Genomic DNA, 19311 nt, shown 5'->3' with positions numbered 1-19311 from the left:
TTTTTTTATTTAATATCTATGCCAAACACAGCTTCGGCAAGGCCAATTTCATCAGGTGAATAAGGTAAGGTGTACTTTACGTCCATCTCATCAAATTTCTTGCCTGTAGAATGACCTATAGCGATAACCTTTTGTTCAGGCTGTAATAAATTTTTGGCAAAATAAGCTTCCACATTTGAAGGACTGGTAAAGATCAAAACTTCAGCTGAAGTAGGATCTATTTCATCTTCAATAACAGTCTCATAAATTGGCAAATCAACTACTATAGTGCTTGTTTTCAAAAACTTCTGCATGCTTAAAAGCGAATCTTGTGCCCGCGGGAACAACACCCTTTTTCCTTCAACCATTGTAGCAAAAGATTCAGCAACTTCATCTATGTCTCCACCTTCTCCAACAAAGTCAGATAAGTGACCACATCTTCTTAAAGCATCTTCAGAACCCCGACCTACTACACCAAATTTAACTCTTTTAGATAGAATGGGATTTAAATTAAAGAAGTATTCCACGCCATTTCTGCTGCTAAAGAAAATCCAGTCAATATTGCGGAGGTAAAAAGGATCTAATACATGTACTATTGGAAAAGTACGGATTAATGAACGACCTTCTATTGCTATCTGGTGTTTTTCTAATGCTCTTCTAAAATAGCTGAATTCACCAATTTCTCTGGAGATAAACACTTTAGAAGGAAATTTTCTGATTGATTTAAATTTGGATACAATTTTTTCGGCAAGGCCGTCCAGGTTTTCAACCCTAAAAAAAAGACGATCAGGAAAATGCTCATCAGTTTCTGCTTTAGAGGTCCACACTTCATATTGACCATTATCTTTTTTACAATAACAGCCTAATGGCATGTGACAACCACCTTCAAATAAATTAAGCACTTTACGTTCTAAGGCAATTTCTGCTACAGTTTCAAGATGATTTAATTGTTGAAGTAAATCAAACAATTCCTGATCAGATTCCCGGATCTGTATACCTAAAGCACCCTGTGCAGGGGAGGGAACAATTTCGTTGGTATCGATTACTTCGACATGGAATTCGCTTAAATCGATTCCCAAACGATTTACACCCGCCTTAGCTATTAAAATTGCATCGTAGTTTTCATCGCGAAGTTTCTGTATCCTGGTTGGAACATTGCCGCGTAAGTCTTCAATATTTAACTCTGGGCGTAATGCCAATAATTGTGCCTTACGGCGATTAGAGGACGTACCAACCATAGCTCCTGTTTTCAAGGAAAGTTTTTGGGTAACGTCAACACAATCTTTAAGTATTAGGAGTAATTCGGCAGGGTCTCCTCTTTCAGGAACCGCAGCAATAATTAAACCTGCAGGATGAGTGGTAGGCAAATCTTTATGAGAATGCACAGCCAGATCGATAGAGCCATTCAACAGCTCTTCTTCAAGTTCTTTGGTAAAAAACCCTTTCCCTTCCAGCTTATCTAATCTGACGTTTAAGATCCTGTCTCCCTGAGTTTTGATAATTTTCAATTCTACCTCAACACCAATTGCGGAGAGTTTATCTTTAATAAAATTAGCTTGCCATAAGGCAAGATCACTGCCCCTAGTTCCTATAATAAGTTTTTTCACGTACTGAAGTAAAATATATTTGCTGACTAATATAGCTAGAATTAGCTGTTATTTACTAAAATTTCTTTCGCCATGACCATAGGAACACTGATACATTTCTTCTCCATATAGTTCATAACCCGCTCTAAAACAAGTCGCGAATTTTCATCCATACCATTTATTTCATCTGCAAAAATGGCATTCATAGCGGTATGTTTTATTTCTTTTATTTTTTCAGGTACACTGCGCATTGCGATTTCAATTTTACGCTGGCGAAGCACCATCACAAATTCTTTAATATTTTCTTCAATGATCTGTTCTGCATTAACGAGTTCATCATAGCGCTCCTGAATGTTTTTGCGTGCAGTTTCTTTTAAAGATTCTACTTCTATATAATGCACTGCATTATTAGTAATAATTTCAGGGGCAATATCATTTGGGATCGCTAAATCAACAATGACCTTCTTTGCCGTATCTCCGTTCAGTAGATTTTTATAAATCTGCTCCGTAATAACCGGCTCTGTAGCTCCAGTACAAGTGATGATTACATCAAAACCCTTGCTGTAGTTTTCAAGAGCTGATAATGGAAAAGCTTGTCCGTTCAATTCCACAGCTAAACTTTCAGCCTTTTCTATGGTACGGTTAAAGACAGCAAAATTAGAGTATTTGTGTTTTTTTAAATATTGCGCTATATGATGTATGGTTTCACCAGCACCAATAATCAGCAACCTTGAATTTGAACACATATTAAGGTCACGTAATTTGCGGTAAGCTAAAGAAACCACAGAAACAGGATTCTTTGAAATATTGGTAAAAGTGTAAACTTCTTTAGCCGTTTTCACCACACGCTCCATTACAGTACGCATGTAATCACCAGTAAAACCTGCAACACGGCAACACTCGTAGGCTTTACGCACTTGAGCAAGAATTTCTTTCTCCCCTACCACTAAACTTTCTAATGAGCAGGAGGTGCGTAACAAATGATTAAAAGCCTCAACCTTCTGATATACAGACACATTTTCAATAAATTGCTCTAGGTATTCATCAGGAAGACCCATGTCTAATACCGTTAAAAACCGGAGAATGAAATCTTTATCTACATCATTTTCGGAAGTGAAAACAAATTCAACCCGATTACAGGTTCCAACATAAAATATTTCCTTAACATTCAGATCTAGCTGAATATTTCTTAACCTATCATCGAGCGTTTGCTCACATATAACTAATTTTCCAAGAGATTTTAGGTCAATCTGTTTGTGAGTAAAAGCAATAATCCTTAAATATTCCAATTGATTTGATAATTTTTTTTCCAAAACAAAAGTAATAAGACCATGCTCAGTGTCTGTCATTATGCTGTAATTAAGACTTATTTAGAAAGATTTTAAATTAACTGCTTTAAGCCCCACTTCAAACTATAATTTTGTTATATTAGCTAAAAGAACCTATCAAAAGTGCATTATGATTAAAAAAGCGCAATTTATATTAACTGGATCTAATGATAAAATCATATTTGGCGACCATACTTATGACGATAAATCCACAAAAAATGAGGTTATTGTATTCGTTCATGGGTTCAAAGGGTTTAAAGATTGGGGTGCACATCACTTAATTGCACAATATTTTGCTGAAAAAGGCTATCGTTTTTTAAAATTCAACCTTTCACACTGTGGTGTTTCTTCTGAAAACTCTAAGGAAGTTCAGGATATGGCGGCATTTGCATTAAACACCATAAGTTATGAACTTGCAGATGTAAATACGATCATCAATTACGTTGCACATACTTACCCTTCTTGCAAAATCACATTGATTGGTCATAGCAGAGGTGGTGGGCTGGCGATTATTAGTGCTACAACTGATATTAGAATATGCAGAGTGGTTACCTGGAGTGCCATTGCCGACTTCAGTAGTTTATGGAAACCAGAACAAGAAGAAGAATGGGAAAGAAAAGGCAGAATCTATGTAGAAAATGCAAGAACGAAAGAAAAAATGCCTTTAAATATTACGCTGTTAAAGGACTTCCAGCTTCATAAAGACGAATATAACATTGTTGCTGCAGCCAAAAAGATTCAGATTCCATGGTTAATTATCCATGGGGATGATGATATAAATGTACCATTCAACGTGGCTGAGCAGCTTGCAAAAGAGCAACCCGCAGCCTTACTTAAAAGAATAAAAGGCGCCAACCATGTTTATGGAGCATCACACCCTTATACTGCAGAAACTTTGCCCCCACAATTACTGGAGGTATGTGAAACGACATTGAAATTTATTGAAGAAAACAATTAATGCTTTCATTTTAACGTCAGAGTAATTACTCCGACGTTAAAATGAAAGCATTAATCTACAAATGAGTTCCAATTATTGTATTTTTATTTTAGAGAAGTGGCTGGAAAACCTGCTGGATTTTCCTCAGAAGCTGCTGGAAACACCCCTTCAATTTCAATAACGGGAGAGGTCTTAGTTAGTAACACAGGAGTCTGGGCTCTAGCTTTCACCCATTTCCCGAGGGCTACGTTATAAACACCACCAAGCTTATTAAAATAACCCAAATCAGACGTTAAATAGGCAAAATTCATTTTGTTGGTGCCAGACCTGTAAAAAGGTTGTGGCTTCAGGTCATCGCTCACTACGTCTACCTTATCATAAAAATCTGTATTGGCAATCCTATAACCCGTTGTTCCTCCGTATAAACTACCTCCGGAACCAATAAACACCACATCTATTGGGGTAGAATTTACATCTACCTCTGTGCCCTCAAATACTGCAAATCCTGAAGCATTGCCGCTATTTGCAAACAAACCACTGGTTTTTAATCCGAATCCATCACCATTCGTTGTTGAATAATTGAATGACCTAATCCATTTAGAATCAGCCATAGTAGTAGAACTTGATCCATTGATCATTTTGGTTGATCCGCCCACATAAAAGAATTCTCCTTTTGAAACTTTTCCCATGGTAAGATTAAACTTGTAAGTCCTTGAATTTCCTTTTGTTGCCAAGCTTCCGGTTGCCCATCCTAAACTAGGCAGTCCAATTGGAACTGAGCCACCCGCATTATTGGTAACAACGACAGCGAAAGAAGTAGCAGCAAAATCAATGTCTCTTGTAGCAATGAATTGCATATATTCATAATTTCCATCCCCACCCCTCACATCAGCCATGAAGCCGGAAATGATGACAGATGCAATTTCAGGAGTAGAACTTAAAGGCTTAACGTCTTGCAAGGTACGAATATGGTGATGCGGAATTAATTTCCCTTCTGCATTTAACTTATTAAAAACGATGCCATAATAGTTGGCATTAAAGTTAAGTTCATGGCTGTTAGCAAATGTGGCCGAGGCCTGGGTATGCAAAGTGATATTGTCAAAACCATCATTCAATAATTTATCACCAGCGTAAACATCTGTTGGCTCTGTTCTGGTATCAAAACCGGCTTTCACAATAGCAACAAAAGTACTTTCATAATCTTCAGGTTTCGCCAGTATATTACTACTTGACACCCTGTTGGGATCTACTTTCAGACCTGAAGCTACTTTTGTAACCGCCCCAGCCGGAATACCCGTAATTTGCAAAACCCCATCTGTCCTTTTAAGAATCCCTCCTGTAATGTTAACCACTACAGAATCTCCAGGCACATAATTCACGGCATCATTACCAATATTTATTGAAATCCCCCTTAATAAATTAATGCGCTTTCTTTCCTGTATCACCAAAAGTCCTGCAGGAAGATTTTTACCGGAATGGTCAGAAACAACCACACCGGTAACACTATTGGAGCCGAACATGTTACCAGTGTTTAATGTTATATCATTTCCTTTATAAATTTCCCTGAGGTCGTACAACGGCAGGTAGGGACTAATTGTTCCACCGGGGTAATTGTTTTTTTCACACCCCGACCATAGGAAGGCGGCAGAAAGTAGGGTAAGAGTAATTAAAAATATCTTTTTCATTTTAGCGTTTTAATAAAATAATCTTTGATCTGCTTATGGTTTTTGCCACCATACATTAGTGAAGATTTCGTCCGACCCCTGGGATGCTACAGCGGCTTTATAGTTTGTTGGGTTTGCAGACTGTACGTAAACCGGATAAGTCATTCTTGCAGGCATGACACCATTGTTTCGCAGACCGGCACCTTTAGGGAGAACCGGATGGCCTGTACGCCTATATTCAAACCATTGCTGCATATCAACAAGGAACAAAGCAAAATATTTTTGTAAATGAATCTGCTCCATTTTGCCATCTAAAGATAGCGTGGCATCCCAATTTATATCAGCGTTTGAAACATATTCTGTAAAAGTTGCAGAAGATACGTCAGCCGGGAACATAGGAACCCAGTAATTAATAGCATTGGCAATTCCTTTGTTGTAATAATTTTCAGCAGAACCACTGATCCATCCTTTTGCAGCTGCCTCAGCCAGAATAAACTGTAATTCAGCATAGTTCATGATAATTCCTGTTAATGGAGACTGCTGCAGTGACCTGGTGCCAATTGCTTTATTCGACGCTAATTGTTCATAAGAATAAAAATAAGCAGATTTAGTAACCTCTTCGCCGACCAGATATCCACTAGGAACCCCTGCAAATGAGTTACTGCCAGGATTAATTCCTAAACTATTTATGCCTTCGGTTCCATAAGCTGAAAAGTTAATGCGCGGATCGTTCCAGTCTCTTAAATGCTCAATGAAGAACTTCCCCAATCCAGGAGTTCTGAAATCCTGTACCCTTATTGCATTAACGTAAGGATTTACATAAGGCCCACTTCCTGTTTCTCCTGTCCACCTGATTACTGCCGAACCTGCATTATTGTCGATCAATGGATATTTTGATGGATTACCCTCAACAATTTCCTTAATTTTAGCAATAGTTGGCGCTGAGACCTCAGATTTGCCAGACACCTTGGTTAGCAACCTTAAATATAAGGCGTTACCAAACTTGCGCCAGGCGGCTACATCGCCATTATAAACTGGATCGCTGGATGCAACTATTTGTTTACCCTGACTTAATAAATTATTTGCCTCCTCCAGTTTATTGAAAAGATCAAGATAAATATCCTTTTGTTTATCAAAAACTGGTTCAAGTATGCCGTTCTTTCCTTGATTAGCCGTTGTGTAGGGAACATCGCCATAAGTATCTGTCAGCAAAGAATACACCCAAGCCTGGCAGATGAGGGAAATGCCTTGGTAGGAAGTATTTAAGTTTTCCGGCTCACTAGCCAATGTAAAAACATCTTTAAAATTATTTAATTGCACATACCAGTTGTTCCAGGTATAATCAGACCATGTACGTCTAAATTCATACCTAAAAACAGTAGCATCTCCATCACTTATACTTACCGTTACCTGCATCAGTTCATTGTTAAAGTTGCGGTTACGAATCATATTAGTTGATAATGTGCTGACTAATGAAGGTGCAAGCAACTTATCTGGGGTAGCAGAAAGAATATTGATGGGATCTGTGTTAATCTCTTCAAAATCTTTATCGCATGAGGAAAGCGTAATCGAAAACGCCAACAACAAGCCTGTGAATTTATATTTTATATTTTTCATCAACTTATTTATGTTTTTAACGGTGATGAAGCTATCATAAGCTTCTATTCATTGCTTTTTGTAAGCTGTAAACTTATGATGGTTTCATCAACTTATTTATGTTTTTAACGGTGATGAAGCTATCATAAGCTTCTATTCATTGCGAAAATTTAAATTCCAACAACTAAATTAAATCCGTATGTTCTTGTAGATGGGAACTGCCCTACTTCAAAGCCCCTCACGATATCCGAACCGCTAAGCGTTCCAAATTCTGGGTCGAACATTGGCCAAGGGGACCAAATAAAGAGATTACGGCCATATACACCAATGCTTACAGAAGATAAACCAGAATTCTTAAGCCATCTGGAGTTAATTTTATAATTAAAGCTGGCTTCCCTGAACTTTATAAAATCTGTACTAAAGGTAGAACCTTCAGCATTTTCTGATCCCATGTGAGAGCGGTAATAGTTATCGATATCATAAGAAATGACATCGTTGGGGCGGAAAGTTCCATCAGCATTTCTGATTACACCTTTACCAATAATTCCATTATACCTTCCTGGTAAGGTATTGGTTAATTTACCCTGCTCCACCATTTTATAGTTCATTAGGGAGTGGCTCACACCACCAACCTGTGCATCAAACAAGAAATTTAAACTAAAGCGTTTATAATTAAAGTTATTACCGAAACTAAACTTATACTTTGGAATAGTATTACCGATATAAATCACATCGGTTGTTATTTTTGCCCAACCCGTGGCTTCATCATAAATAACCTGTCCGTCTGGTGCTCTTTCATAACCTCTTCCATAAAGATCGCCCATGCTGCCACCAACTTTTGCAACCACCTGACCACCACCAACAGGGCCTACGCTCAAAATAATAGAACTGTCTGGCAGCTCCATTATTTGATTTTTATTAGAGGCAAAAGTCATATAAGTGGTCCAGTTAAAACCATCTTTGTTTTTTACGGGGCTAGCGTTAAGTGCTACTTCAATACCCGTATTATTTACACGACCGGCATTAATAACAGCCTGATTGTAGCCGGAAGAGCGATCTACTATTCTTGTAAGGATTTGGTTTTTGGTATTCCCAACATAATAGGCTACATCAAAGCCGAGCCTGCCATTGAAAAACTTCACTTCAGTACCTAATTCGTAAGTAGTCGTTTTCAAAGGTTTTAAGTTTGGATTTGGCAATACCCCAGGGTTAGTAAGTGCACTATCGGGATAGGTACCATTTGCAGCTAGCCCGTAAGTATATGAAGTTCTGTATGGAACATTAGTTCCACTACCTACCTGCGAGGCCGAAGCTCTCAGTTTCATATAACTTACAAATTCAGGCAACTTTAGAGATTCTGAAATTATATAACTCAGGTTGGCAGAAGGATAGAAAAATCCAACATTGTCTTTCCTAGTTGGAGTTGCCAATACACTGTTCCAATCCTGTCTTCCTGTAATATCCAGAAATAAACGGTCTTTATAACCCATGGACATTATTCCATAAACACTATTAATCCTTAACCTGTTTGTATCCGGAATGGAAATTAGCGGATATAAATTATTATCCATTCTATAGATGTTTGGTACGATCAGACCATCAGCCCTGAGGTCTTTTTTATTATATTTATTTCTAAGCTGACTACCACCAACAGTAGCAGTTATAGAAATATCCTGATTTACTTTTTTATTGTACCTCATTAGGAAATCAATGTTTGTTTCCTGCGCATAAATATCTTGTGTACGATAAGAGCCCTGCGGAAGTCTACTTCCTGCATCATAAGGGCGCTCCTGCGCACGTTGCTCAGCTGACAAATCAAAAGTACTACGCACAAGAAGGGACAATTCTTTAGTAAACTCGTAGTTGGCCTGTACATTACCTGTTAAGCCATTCCTGCCTGTTTTATTGATAAACTCATTAGAGATAGCATAAGGGTTTTCAGGATAAGAACTGAATGGATACTTAATCTGCTTGTTCTCTTGCCCATTTACCCAATAATTTTTTAACCAGTCAAGATCAGCATTTGGTTGCCAGAAAATGAACCAGTACATTAAGGATTGATTACCATAGCCATTTCCAGGAAGGTTATCACTAAACCTGTTGCTATAATTAAGCTTAGTGGAAACAGTGAGTTTTGGTGTAATTTTAGAGTTTAAAGATAAAGATGCTGAAGTCCGTTCCATACCTGTGTTTGGCACGATCCAGGAATTGTTCTGGTGCGTTATAGAAACTCTACCTGTTGTCTTTTTATAAGTCCCGTCAAGGGTTAAAGAGTTTGTTAAATTATATCCGGATTCGAAAAAATTCCTGATCTTGTTTTTATAAGGCACCCAAGGCGTCCGTTCAGTTCCCACAGCCTGTTTTACCGGGTCATATTGAAAAAACGATTGTCCGTTAAACCTCGGACCATAAGCAGAACTGGTACCACCGGTACTTCCTCCATCAGCGCTTGAGCCGAAAGAGTAATGTCCGGCACCATCTAAACCCTGTCCGTATTCAAATTGCATATCCGGCCAGCGATTAGGCTCCTCAACAGAACCATTTGAAGTAAATTTAATACCCAGTCCCTTCTTTTTAGAATTTCCTGATTTAGTAGTGATGATAATTGCCCCGTTTGCACCTCGCTGACCATAAAGTGCAGCTGCGCCAGGACCTTTCAATACCGTTACACTCTCGATATTCTCGGGGTTGATATCATTAAGGCCACTGCCATAATCTGCCGGCATATTATCACTACCCGTTCCATAAACAGCTTCAGAAGCATTCCCCGAACGTCTGCCACTACTGCCGTTAATCACCACTCCGTCTACCACTACAAGCGCTTCATTGTCACCGGTCAGGTTATTTTCTCCACGCAAAATAATTTTATTTGACCCAGCAGGACCACCATTTGACCGGACAAGGTTTAAACCTGCCACTTTCCCAGACAATGCATCAGTCCAGTTACTGGACACAGCATCAGTTAACTGGTTACTGTCAATTTTGGTCACCGAATATCCTAAAGATTTTTCTTCTCTTTTAATCCCGAGAGCGGTTACCACAACCTCATTCAGTTCGTTGGAAGATTCTTGTAAGCTGATGATTAGGTTTTCTACATTTGAATTAACAACACGTTTTATGGCTTTATAGCCCAACATATTAAAGGAGATTTCTGACCCTTTAGGAATATTTATGCTGAAACCACCTTTGTTATTGGTAACTGCAAGCACCTTCTTTTGATCATTTGTAATAGAAACGCCAGGAAGAGGCTGCCCATCTTTTTCATCTGTCACTGTTCCCTTAATCGTAACAGTCTCCTGAAATGAATTGAAAGAGATGACTCTGGGGGCAACAGCAAAAAGTGTTTGTGGCCATGGAGAAATAGCTAAAGTAAGCATAAAACATGCATACTTGTAAACCCATTTGAATGGCCTAGGTTTAGTAAAAGTTTTGTTCATATAAATGGATTTGTTAACTTTATTAATCAGCCGCCAAATAAACAGATTCTGATTTGGCGCAAAGATGGGTATCACTGGTTAACCCAGTGTAAAGGATTTATTATTTCCTTATACCTTCTTAATTTCTAATTAACAAAAAAACTGCATCTACATTCCCTTTTCGCAGTAGAAAGAACTTCTATTGCTTTTTCACTTCAATCCACTTGCCATCGTCTTTAATCAAACGAATCAAGTCATCAAGCGCATTACTGGTATTCACATTTTTCTTATATACCTCTTTACCCCGATATAAAGTGATTTTTCCTGGGCCAGTGCCTACATAACCATAATCAGCATCAGCCATTTCACCCGGGCCATTAACAATACAACCCATTATGCCAATTTTAATTCCCTTTAAATGATCTGTTCTGGAACGAATTAATTGCGTTGTTTCCTGCAAATCAAAAAGTGTTCTGCCACAACTTGGACAAGAAATATATTCTGCTTTTGATATCCTTGTTCTGGTAGCCTGAAGGATACCAAAACTAGTGGCGTTAATTAGTGGCAATTTCACCATTGGGGCATCAATCCATACCCCATCACCAAAGCCATCTGTCAATAAAGCACCTAAATCTGTAGCAGCATAAAGCATCAGGTCATCGGTATTTAACAAAGGATAACTGCCTTTAATAATGACAGGAATTTTTATTTCTGCATTTAATAGCGCAATGAAAAATGCCCTTTGTGCAGCCATACCATTAATTGCTTCAGTTTTAAGTAACAACACGGCATTAGAAGGAAGCAACTTTATTTGTTCAATCTGTAACGCAGCAGCTTCAGAATTGAAGGCTGCAGTTTCCACACTAAATATATTCAAGGAAGGATCCTTAACTAATTCAACCGTATTGTCGGCCAGATTAATCAACGGATGACAATTCGTTTTATCTTTCAATCCTAGCCAAGTATGGTAATTATAGATTTGCTTTAAGTTACCAGGGAAAGAAAATGAAGGCAGAGCATCGGCTAGGTAAACCAAATCGCATGCCTGATCTGCCATGTTGTATTTATCTAAAAGTGCATCATATTTATAACCCGCTGCAGTTAGAAAATAAGGATCTTTCAGGTTTTGTGCAGCAACATCAAGCATCACTATTGGATGGGAATTACCACCAATATGCTGTACAGGAAGGGTTTGCCTGCGATTGTATGTAAAAAGAGTATAAGGAAGATCTTTCACTAAAATATGTTCTTTTTCTATCTCCAGTTGCCCTGCAGCTTCCACTTGTAACTGTGACCTGCGTTGATAACGATCGGCCAAGGCCTTTGCTACAGGCGCTTCAAACTCAGGATCTTCAGTAAGTGACACCCTAATGGTATCACCAAGCCCATCTTCCAGTAGCGTACCTATCCCAACGGCGGATTTAATGCGTCCATCTTCCCCGTCACCTGCTTCAGTAACGCCAAGGTGTAAAGGATAATTCATCCCTTCTTTAATCATGGTAGCTACAAGTAAACGATAGGCCTGCACCATCACTTGTGTGTTGCTGGCTTTCATGGATATAACCAGGTTATAATAATTCTGATCTTCGCACATTCGAATAAATTCCATAGCCGATTCCACCATTCCCCTCGGGGTATCGCCATATTGGCTCATGATACGATCTGATAAAGAACCATGGTTTGTACCAATACGCATGGCTGTACCATATTCTTTACAGATTTTAACCAGTGGCGTAAACTTTTTATAAATACGCTCCAGTTCCGCCTGGTAGGCTAAGCCTGTATATATTATATTTTTAAAACGCTTTTTATCGGCATAATTACCTGGATTTACCCTTACCTTTTCCACAATACGTGCAGCAGTTTCAGCTGCATTGGGGGTAAAATGAATGTCGGCAACCAAGGGAACATCGTAACCTCTAAAACGCAATTCTTTTTTAATATTACGCAAGTTTTCGGCCTCTTTCATACTTGGCGCTGTAATACGCACATACTCACAGCCTGAATTAACCATTCTGATGGTTTGTTCAACCGTACCTTTAGTGTCCATTGTATCAGTAGTTGTCATAGACTGTATCCTGATAGGATTAAATCCTCCCATGGGGATGTTTCCAACTGGCACTTCCCTGGTTAAAAATCTGGCGTATTGTAAGGCTATTTTTTCCATGAATGACAAAGATAAAGATTAAATCAATCTATCTTTAATAACTAAGGTATTTGCTGCAATGTCATGCCAGCATTGTTGCTTTCTATTTAGAAAACTATACAAATAACCAAAAAACAAAGGGATGACTGACAATATTTTAGCTGTATTTCTTAAAAAAGAGTGGCTTAATGAAATTCTGTTTCCCATCATATCGGTTACTTTAACATTCAGCAAGCGCTTGCCAATTGTTCCCTGCTTTATAGAGGCCTCAGCAATACTTGCATATAAAAACTTGGTGATAAGCACCAATGGAGAAAAACTCACAAAAAGTGTAATTCGCTCAGTTTTTTCTGTCACAACAATAAATGCAACCAACATCAAACCGATATAGCCTAAAATAATAAAGAAAAAATCAATAACAGTAGCCAATAACCGCTGATCAAAAGAAGCAAAATATTGGGGAGCTGTTTGTTGAAAATCAAAACCAAGAAGCGCCCGTAATTCAGGGAATTCGTGCGCTTCTTTATAATCATCCATTCCAGGTTTCCTCACAAAAGTATCCGGCTGTATTTTTAACGATGAAAGTCGATCCAGTGCATAAGGCCCTTGTGGCTTTCCATTAATAACAATGGTATATAGTTCATTTCCCACAGACTAGGCTTTTAGCTAAAATTAGTATCTTTTCACTGCAAAGTTACTCAAACCACCATCAAAGCTTATAAAAATCTTTTTGGTCGCGGTTTTATAATTTGGTGTTTCATAAGTATCATTAGCAACTTTGGTAAACCCTTCAAAATCTTTTGAGGACAAACCTGTTTTAGACTTAATTCTGCAGCCCGAAGTGGTTGGGACATTTAAATTTACATCTGCTACACCTGTTTTCACAACTACATCGGTGATGGGTAGCAAATCCCCCATGGTAATATCCAGTGCAGCAGCACCGCCATCAAATTTAAAAGTCCTTACTTTATAATCCCTGAGGTCAAAATCGACTTCCCCAGCACCCATACTCATATTCACTGTCCAAACAGGCATTTTATTAAGCTTAAAACGAACTTCATTTCCGCCATTGTTAATAGACCATTTCCCTTTTTTATCCTGCATGGCAAAAGTTAGCGTTTGTGTACTGTCGGTCATTTCTTTTTTTAGCCTGAAATTCCCTTGTTTACGGTTAACTAAGGCAGAAATCAAGCTATCAGTTTCTCCTTCAAGATTAAAAGATGTACCGCCGCCAGAAATATTCAAAATCACTTGTTTTGCAGAATCAGTAACAAAAGGCTCACTGAAATTTAGCACACTAACAGCTGAAGTATCCTCATCGTTATCGAAATCAATGTTACCTCTAAAATTATCTTCAATCCAGTTTCTATTTTTAGGAGGCTGCTGCCCTTTATAAAAAAGAAAGGCAAGCATTACAACCAGCACACCAATGGAAATAGCTGATCCAATTTGCGATTGCTTGCGGTTGAATAAAATATTAATCCCGGCTATGATTAGAAAAACAGGCCAAAAGCGCCAAATACTTCTCCAATAAAATTCTATAACATTAAAGTTTTCCAGCAAAAGTACACCACCTACAAACAGCAGGATAATGCCCCACATTATTCTATCCAGTTTCATTTTTTAATTTTTTTAATTTGATTAAATAGGTTTGCGCAGAAATTACGGCTGCGTGGTGTTCGTTTCATTTGTTGTATGACCAGATTCTTTTACATCCGCAGGTTTTTCGTTTCCAGGCGTTGGTGGTGGCGATTGCTGTTTTTCCCAATCTTGCCAGGTATCTTTGCGTTTAGCTTTGGCAACAAAACTAATTCCGACCGCAACAAATATCAATGGCCATAGCTTCCCTAAACTGAACCAATAAGGAATAATATTGAATTCATTCATCAGAAAATACAAACCTATAACCAGTAAGAATAAACCACCTATGGTGCGCCCAGTATCACTGTTTTTTTTTATGAAATTATAATCAGGCTGACCGGGTGTTTTATAAGGTCCTTCATTAAAGGTAGAAGAGCTCCAATTTTGAGCTGGGTTTTCCGGTTGGTTAAATGCACTGGGTTCATTAAATGTGGGGTTATTTTTCTGGTTTTTAAAGTAATCATTGAATTTTGAAAACCGCACTCCCGGCTCGTTATTAACAGGAACCACAATCCACATCACTATATAAACCAATATCCCTGTCCCCATTAAAAAAATGGTAGACAATACAAAAAGCAGCCTGATTATGGTCACATCAACCTCCATGTAAGCTGCTACGCCAGAAGAAACTCCAGCAATTACCTTGTCGTGCTCGTTTCTAAACAATCTCTTTTCCATAACTTGGTCTCCTTTACATTTTAAAGTCTTGTGGCTTTAAAATAACCTCATCAACGTTCACACCAACACTTAATTTTAATATGGCATCTATGGTATTCGCAATATCTTCAGGCTGAACAAATTGTTCTTTAGGTAGTGTTGTTCCATCCCAAGAAGCAGTATAAGTAGAACCCGGCAAAATTGCGGTAACTTTAACGTTGTATGGAGCTAATTCCTGCCTCAGTACATTATTAAGACTAAGCAATGCTGCTTTAGTTACACTATAACTACCAGCATTTTTTACAATTTCTTTACTGGCTATAGAACAGATGTTAAAAATATGCCCAGACTGCCTATCTCTCATCGCTTTCCCAAAAAATCTGGAAAGAATATAAGGTGCATTGAGGTTCAGCGACAACTGCAGGTGAAAGTTCTCTTCAGCCTCGTCAAGCAATGAACCTGGCAGAAAGGTACCTGCATTATTAATTAACACATCTATTGCGCCCAGTTCTTTTGATGTAAACTCACAAAAACGTTCAACGGCTAACTTATCACTGCAGTCGGTCGCAGCATAAACCACTTTAACACCTAAATTTTCAAGCGTTACTGCAAATTCGTTTAACTCCTTTTTATTTCTGGCACAAATGGAAAGGTTGTATCCATTTTCCGCTAATTTTAGCGCAATGGCGCGCCCGATTCCTTTAGTAGCCCCAGTTACAAGTGCATTCATTTTTCATGTATAAATCTGCTCCAAGATACACAAAAGACATACAAAAGATACATAAAAGAACCCTTCTTAAAATTGCTTATTAGCACATATTTCTATATTTTACGGCATCTGACGAAAAAAATCAGATCACTTAAAATTTAACATGGATAAAAATCTTAACTTAATCTTACAGAATTTCAGACCTATCCTTATCGCCTTCGTGGCCTTGTTTGTATTATGGAATAGCATTTTTCAAATTGGTACCGAGGAAGTCGGGGTCATTACCAGATTGGGACGATACACCCGTACCGTTGAACCTGGATTAAACATTAAAATGCCTTTTGCAGAAACAGTATTTAAAGTACCTGTAGAACGCCAGCAAAAACTAGAGTTTGGCTTTAGGTCTACCGCAGGGCCTGAGCAGTCTGAATACACAAAAGGTGGTACTCAAAATGAGTCGCTAATGCTCACTGGCGATTTAAACCTTGCAGATGTAGAATGGGTTGTACAATATAGAATAAACGATGCCTACAACTACCTATTTAAAGTACGGGATCCAGAAAGCACTTTAAGAAACATTTCTGAAGCAGCAACGCGTGAAATCATTGGCGATAGAACGGTGAATGAAGTGCTAACTATTGGTCGTACAGAAATTACGGTTAAACTTCATGAACTCATCCAGAAGATCTGTAATGAATATAGTTTGGGTATAAAAGTAGAACAAGTAGTGTTGCAGGATGTTAACCCCCCTGACCCAGTAAAAGCAGCATTTAATGCTGTCAATGAAGCACAACAAGAAAAAGAAACCTTGATTAACCAGGCAAAGTCTGAGTATAATAAAGTAATCCCAAAAGCCAGAGGTGAAGCCAAAGCGACTATTCAAAAGGCTGAAGGCTATGCCATAGAAAGAGTAAACAACGCAGAGGGAGAAGTTGCTAGGTTTAACGACTTATACAGCCAATATATCAAGGCACCTGAAGTCACTAAAAAAAGGCTCTATCTAGAAAACATGTCCAGCGTACTATCCAAGCTAGGAAATGTAATCATCACCGATCAAAACGGTGCAAACGTACTTCCCCTGCTACAAATGCAATTGAATAAAGAAACTCCGAAGAAAGTAACCACGAAGAAAGATTAATCATGAGAAGAAACCACATCATTATATTAGCTATCGCTTTTTTTGCCATTATTAGTTTATTACTCAGCACATATACTGTAAGAGAATACGAGCAGGTGGTATTAACACAATTTGGCAGGCCTATTGGTAAAGCCGTTACGCAGCCAGGTATGAATTTCAAAGTCCCTTTTATCCAAACCGCTAATGTTTTTGAGAAAAGGTTTATGGAATGGGTAGGCGATCCTAATCAACTTCCTACTAAAGATAAAAAGTTCATATTTGTTGAAACTTATGCCCGTTGGCAAATCACTGATCCCTTGCAATTTTTCAAGCGATTAACCAATGAGCGCGGTGCGCAGTCAAGGCTGGATGATATTTTAGATGGCGAGACAAGAAATGTAGTAGCCAAAAATAACATTGAAGAACTGGTAAGAAACACCAACAGAAAGCCAGAATTAGATTCCATAGGAGAAGTTCTGGGAGATTCGCTAGCCACAGTATTTGTTGGGCGCGATAAAATGCAGCACATGATTTTAGCCTCGGCAAATAAGCAAGCAAAAGAATTGGGCATTAAAATACTCGATTTTAGGTTTAAAAGAATCAACTATGTAAAAGAAGTACAGACACAGGTGTATGAAAGGATGAAAAGTGAACGTTACCGAGTTGCCGACAAATTCAGGTCTGAAGGTCAGGGTGAAGCCTCAAAAATTGGTGGGGAAAAAGACAGGGAATTAAAGACCATTCAATCAGCAGCTTTTAAAAGAGCTGAAGAAATTAAAGGTAAGGCTGATGCAACTGCCGCTTCTATTTATGCCTCAGCTTATAATAAATCTCCACAGAGCAAAAACTTATATGGATTTATGAAATCTATGGAGACGCTAGATAAAACTTTTAGTGAGAAAACCTCGGTAATTCTCTCTACAAACAGCGAAATCTATCAATACCTGAAAAAATCAAACTAAATATAGAAAGCCACAACAATTTTTATTGTTTCTTTGTATAAAGATTGTATTTATATTTTAGCTAATTACCCATAAATGAACTTTACCAACTTTGGCAAGTATATATTGCTCCTTAAAGCTGTATTTAAGAAGCCGGAAAAAACGAAGATATACCTTAAAGCGATATTTCAACAGATGAACTTTATTGGCGTAGGTTCACTTGGCTTAATTTCTATTATCTCTACCTTTATTGGAGCGGTAATGACCCTGCAGATCGCTTTTCAGATGGTTAGTGATTTTGTACCCAAAGCGATTATTGGCTCAGTAAACAGGGATTCTAGCATTTTGGAATTAAGTCCAACAATCAGTGCCATTGTACTTGCTGGTAAAATAGGTTCCGCCATTTCTTCTGAGATAGGCACCATGAGGGTAACCGAACAAATAGATGCTTTAGAAATAATGGGCATCAACACACCTGGCTATTTAATTTTACCTAAAATTATTGCGGGTATTACAATGGTACCTATGCTGGTAATTGTTTCTATGTTTTTAAGTATTACTGGTGGTTATTTGGGTGGCACCTTATCAGGTGCCATATCAGCTGCAGATTATATGCTGGGCATAACTACAGATTTCAATCCTTATACCATTACCGTTTCTTTAGTTAAAGCCTTTGTTTTTGGCTTTATCATTACTTCGGTTCCAGCTTATGAAGGATTCTATGTTAAAGGTGGTGCATTAGAAGTTGCACAAGCCAGCACAAGAGCTGTGGTAGTAAGCTGTATTTCTATTCTTGCTTGTGATTATATTGTAACCCAACTTTTATTATGATCGAAATTAAAGACATTCATAAATCTTTCGGAGATAACGATGTGTTGCAAGGTATTTCAGGGAAATTTGAATCCGGGATAACGAACCTGATAATTGGAGGTTCTGGTTCCGGAAAAACAACGTTACTTAAGTGCATGATCGGTTTGCACCATCCTGAGAAGGGCACGGTTGAGTACGACGGCAGAGAATTTACTACCATGAACTTCCAGGAGCGTATTGATATCCGCAAGGAAATAGGTATGCTTTTCCAAGGATCTGCACTTTTTGATTCCATGAGCGTAGAAGAAAACATCATGTTCCCTTTGAACATGTTTACCGAACAATCCAGAAGTGAAAAGCTAGATCGTGTTAACTTCTGCCTAAATCGGGTTAATTTAGAGGGTAAGAATAAACTAAATCCCGCAGAGCTTTCTGGTGGAATGAAAAAACGCGTAGGTATTGCCCGTGCCATAGCCATGAACCCAAAGTACCTTTTTTGTGATGAGCCGAATTCAGGACTAGACCCCAGAACGGCCATTGTAATTGATGAACTGATAAAAGAACTTACGGAGGAATATAATACCACCACAATTGTGGTTACCCACGATATGAACTCCGTAATGGGAATTGGTGATTACATTCTTTTTCTCCATGAAGGTAAAAAATTCTGGGAAGGTTCAAAAGAAGAAATCGCACATACTGATGTTGCAGAACTTAATGATTTCGTCTTTGCCAGTCGTTTTATGAAGGCAGCAAAAGGGAAATTTTAATACACTTACAGACA

15 protein-coding genes are annotated in these 19311 nt (G+C 38.2%); 5 read left to right on the top strand and 10 right to left on the bottom strand.

The genetic code is table 11. The annotated features are described in order from the left end of the window. Positions 1-5 precede the first annotated feature (5 nt). Together hemC and hemA are read right to left on the bottom strand one after the other, a co-directional pair. Positions 6-1586 carry a hydroxymethylbilane synthase gene (hemC, locus tag AAKU52_RS08185; RefSeq protein WP_354332157.1) on the bottom strand — a complete coding sequence of 527 codons (1581 nt, stop codon included), beginning with the start codon at positions 1584-1586 and terminating at the stop codon, positions 6-8. A 41-nt stretch (positions 1587-1627) separates the two neighbouring features. Continuing rightward, the gene (gene hemA / locus AAKU52_RS08180) at positions 1628-2854 is read right to left on the bottom strand and encodes a glutamyl-tRNA reductase (RefSeq protein WP_354332238.1); all 1227 of its coding nucleotides are present in this window, start codon (positions 2852-2854) and stop codon (positions 1628-1630) included. 169 nt (positions 2855-3023) lie between these two features. Between hemA and AAKU52_RS08175 the strand changes: the two genes are divergently transcribed. Then, positions 3024-3851, top strand: a complete 828-nt coding sequence (locus AAKU52_RS08175) for an alpha/beta hydrolase family protein (protein WP_354332155.1) — start codon at positions 3024-3026, stop codon at positions 3849-3851. 83 nt (positions 3852-3934) lie between these two features. Here AAKU52_RS08175 and AAKU52_RS08170 read toward each other — a convergent pair whose 3' ends face one another. The 8 genes from AAKU52_RS08170 to AAKU52_RS08135 all read right to left on the bottom strand — a co-directional run bounded on the left by AAKU52_RS08170 (position 3935) and on the right by AAKU52_RS08135 (position 15680). After that, positions 3935-5515 (bottom strand): DUF5689 domain-containing protein, encoded by a 1581-nt coding sequence (locus tag AAKU52_RS08170; protein ID WP_354332153.1) that lies wholly within the window; start codon positions 5513-5515, stop codon positions 3935-3937. Between the two features lie 33 nt (positions 5516-5548). Further along, the gene (locus AAKU52_RS08165; RefSeq protein ID WP_354332151.1) at positions 5549-7111 is read right to left on the bottom strand and encodes a SusD/RagB family nutrient-binding outer membrane lipoprotein; all 1563 of its coding nucleotides are present in this window, start codon (positions 7109-7111) and stop codon (positions 5549-5551) included. Positions 7112-7260: 149 nt separating this feature from the next. Then, complete coding sequence (locus AAKU52_RS08160; RefSeq protein WP_354332149.1) at positions 7261-10527, bottom strand: SusC/RagA family TonB-linked outer membrane protein; 3267 nt, start codon at positions 10525-10527, stop codon at positions 7261-7263. Positions 10528-10705: 178 nt separating this feature from the next. After that, entirely contained in the window at positions 10706-12673 is a 1968-nt protein-coding gene (gene ispG / locus AAKU52_RS08155) for a (E)-4-hydroxy-3-methylbut-2-enyl-diphosphate synthase (protein WP_354332147.1), read from the bottom strand. 18 nt (positions 12674-12691) lie between these two features. Further along, positions 12692-13303 carry an RDD family protein gene (locus AAKU52_RS08150; RefSeq protein WP_354332145.1) on the bottom strand — a complete coding sequence of 204 codons (612 nt, stop codon included), beginning with the start codon at positions 13301-13303 and terminating at the stop codon, positions 12692-12694. A 21-nt stretch (positions 13304-13324) separates the two neighbouring features. Further along, entirely contained in the window at positions 13325-14272 is a 948-nt protein-coding gene (locus tag AAKU52_RS08145; protein WP_354332143.1) for a toast rack family protein, read from the bottom strand. A 42-nt stretch (positions 14273-14314) separates the two neighbouring features. After that, complete coding sequence (locus tag AAKU52_RS08140) at positions 14315-14971, bottom strand: PspC domain-containing protein (protein ID WP_354332141.1); 657 nt, start codon at positions 14969-14971, stop codon at positions 14315-14317. A gap of 13 nt (positions 14972-14984) precedes the next feature. Beyond that, a complete protein-coding gene (locus AAKU52_RS08135; RefSeq protein ID WP_354332139.1) occupies positions 14985-15680 on the bottom strand; it encodes an SDR family oxidoreductase in 696 nt (231 codons plus the stop codon). A gap of 142 nt (positions 15681-15822) precedes the next feature. On the opposite strand from AAKU52_RS08135, the gene hflK reads away from it, so the two are divergent. The 4 genes from hflK to AAKU52_RS08115 all read left to right on the top strand — a co-directional run bounded on the left by hflK (position 15823) and on the right by AAKU52_RS08115 (position 19297). After that, positions 15823-16797 (top strand): FtsH protease activity modulator HflK, encoded by a 975-nt coding sequence (hflK, locus tag AAKU52_RS08130; protein WP_354332136.1) that lies wholly within the window; start codon positions 15823-15825, stop codon positions 16795-16797. 2 nt (positions 16798-16799) lie between these two features. Then, positions 16800-17738: a protease modulator HflC gene (gene hflC / locus AAKU52_RS08125; RefSeq protein WP_354332134.1), complete on the top strand. Its 939-nt coding sequence runs from the start codon at positions 16800-16802 to the stop codon at positions 17736-17738. Between the two features lie 75 nt (positions 17739-17813). Continuing rightward, positions 17814-18548: an MlaE family ABC transporter permease gene (locus AAKU52_RS08120; RefSeq protein WP_354332132.1), complete on the top strand. Its 735-nt coding sequence runs from the start codon at positions 17814-17816 to the stop codon at positions 18546-18548. Continuing rightward, positions 18545-19297: an ABC transporter ATP-binding protein gene (locus AAKU52_RS08115; protein ID WP_354332130.1), complete on the top strand. Its 753-nt coding sequence runs from the start codon at positions 18545-18547 to the stop codon at positions 19295-19297. The genes AAKU52_RS08120 and AAKU52_RS08115 overlap by 4 nt, the downstream gene beginning before the upstream one ends. The last annotated feature ends 14 nt before the right edge of the window (positions 19298-19311 follow it).

This window comes from Pedobacter sp. CG_S7 (assembly GCF_040544395.1).
Taxonomy (GTDB): domain Bacteria; phylum Bacteroidota; class Bacteroidia; order Sphingobacteriales; family Sphingobacteriaceae; genus Pedobacter.
The sequence above is the reverse complement of the archived record's forward strand: the minus strand, read 5'-3'. Positions and strand labels throughout refer to the sequence as shown.

Excerpts from the sequence above, each read along its gene's own strand:
- AAKU52_RS08175 (WP_354332155.1), top strand. The coding sequence starts at position 3,024 with ATGATTAAAAAAGCGCAATTTATATTAACTGGATCTAATGATAAAATC.
- AAKU52_RS08170 (WP_354332153.1), bottom strand. The coding sequence starts at position 5,515 with ATGAAAAAGATATTTTTAATTACTCTTACCCTACTTTCTGCCGCCTTC.
- AAKU52_RS08165 (WP_354332151.1), bottom strand. The coding sequence starts at position 7,111 with ATGAAAAATATAAAATATAAATTCACAGGCTTGTTGTTGGCGTTTTCG.
- AAKU52_RS08160 (WP_354332149.1), bottom strand. The coding sequence starts at position 10,527 with ATGAACAAAACTTTTACTAAACCTAGGCCATTCAAATGGGTTTACAAG.
- ispG (WP_354332147.1), bottom strand. The coding sequence starts at position 12,673 with ATGGAAAAAATAGCCTTACAATACGCCAGATTTTTAACCAGGGAAGTG.
- AAKU52_RS08145 (WP_354332143.1), bottom strand. The coding sequence starts at position 14,272 with ATGAAACTGGATAGAATAATGTGGGGCATTATCCTGCTGTTTGTAGGT.
- AAKU52_RS08140 (WP_354332141.1), bottom strand. The coding sequence starts at position 14,971 with ATGGAAAAGAGATTGTTTAGAAACGAGCACGACAAGGTAATTGCTGGA.
- AAKU52_RS08135 (WP_354332139.1), bottom strand. The coding sequence starts at position 15,680 with ATGAATGCACTTGTAACTGGGGCTACTAAAGGAATCGGGCGCGCCATT.
- hflK (WP_354332136.1), top strand. The coding sequence starts at position 15,823 with ATGGATAAAAATCTTAACTTAATCTTACAGAATTTCAGACCTATCCTT.
- hflC (WP_354332134.1), top strand. The coding sequence starts at position 16,800 with ATGAGAAGAAACCACATCATTATATTAGCTATCGCTTTTTTTGCCATT.
- AAKU52_RS08120 (WP_354332132.1), top strand. The coding sequence starts at position 17,814 with ATGAACTTTACCAACTTTGGCAAGTATATATTGCTCCTTAAAGCTGTA.
- AAKU52_RS08115 (WP_354332130.1), top strand. The coding sequence starts at position 18,545 with ATGATCGAAATTAAAGACATTCATAAATCTTTCGGAGATAACGATGTG.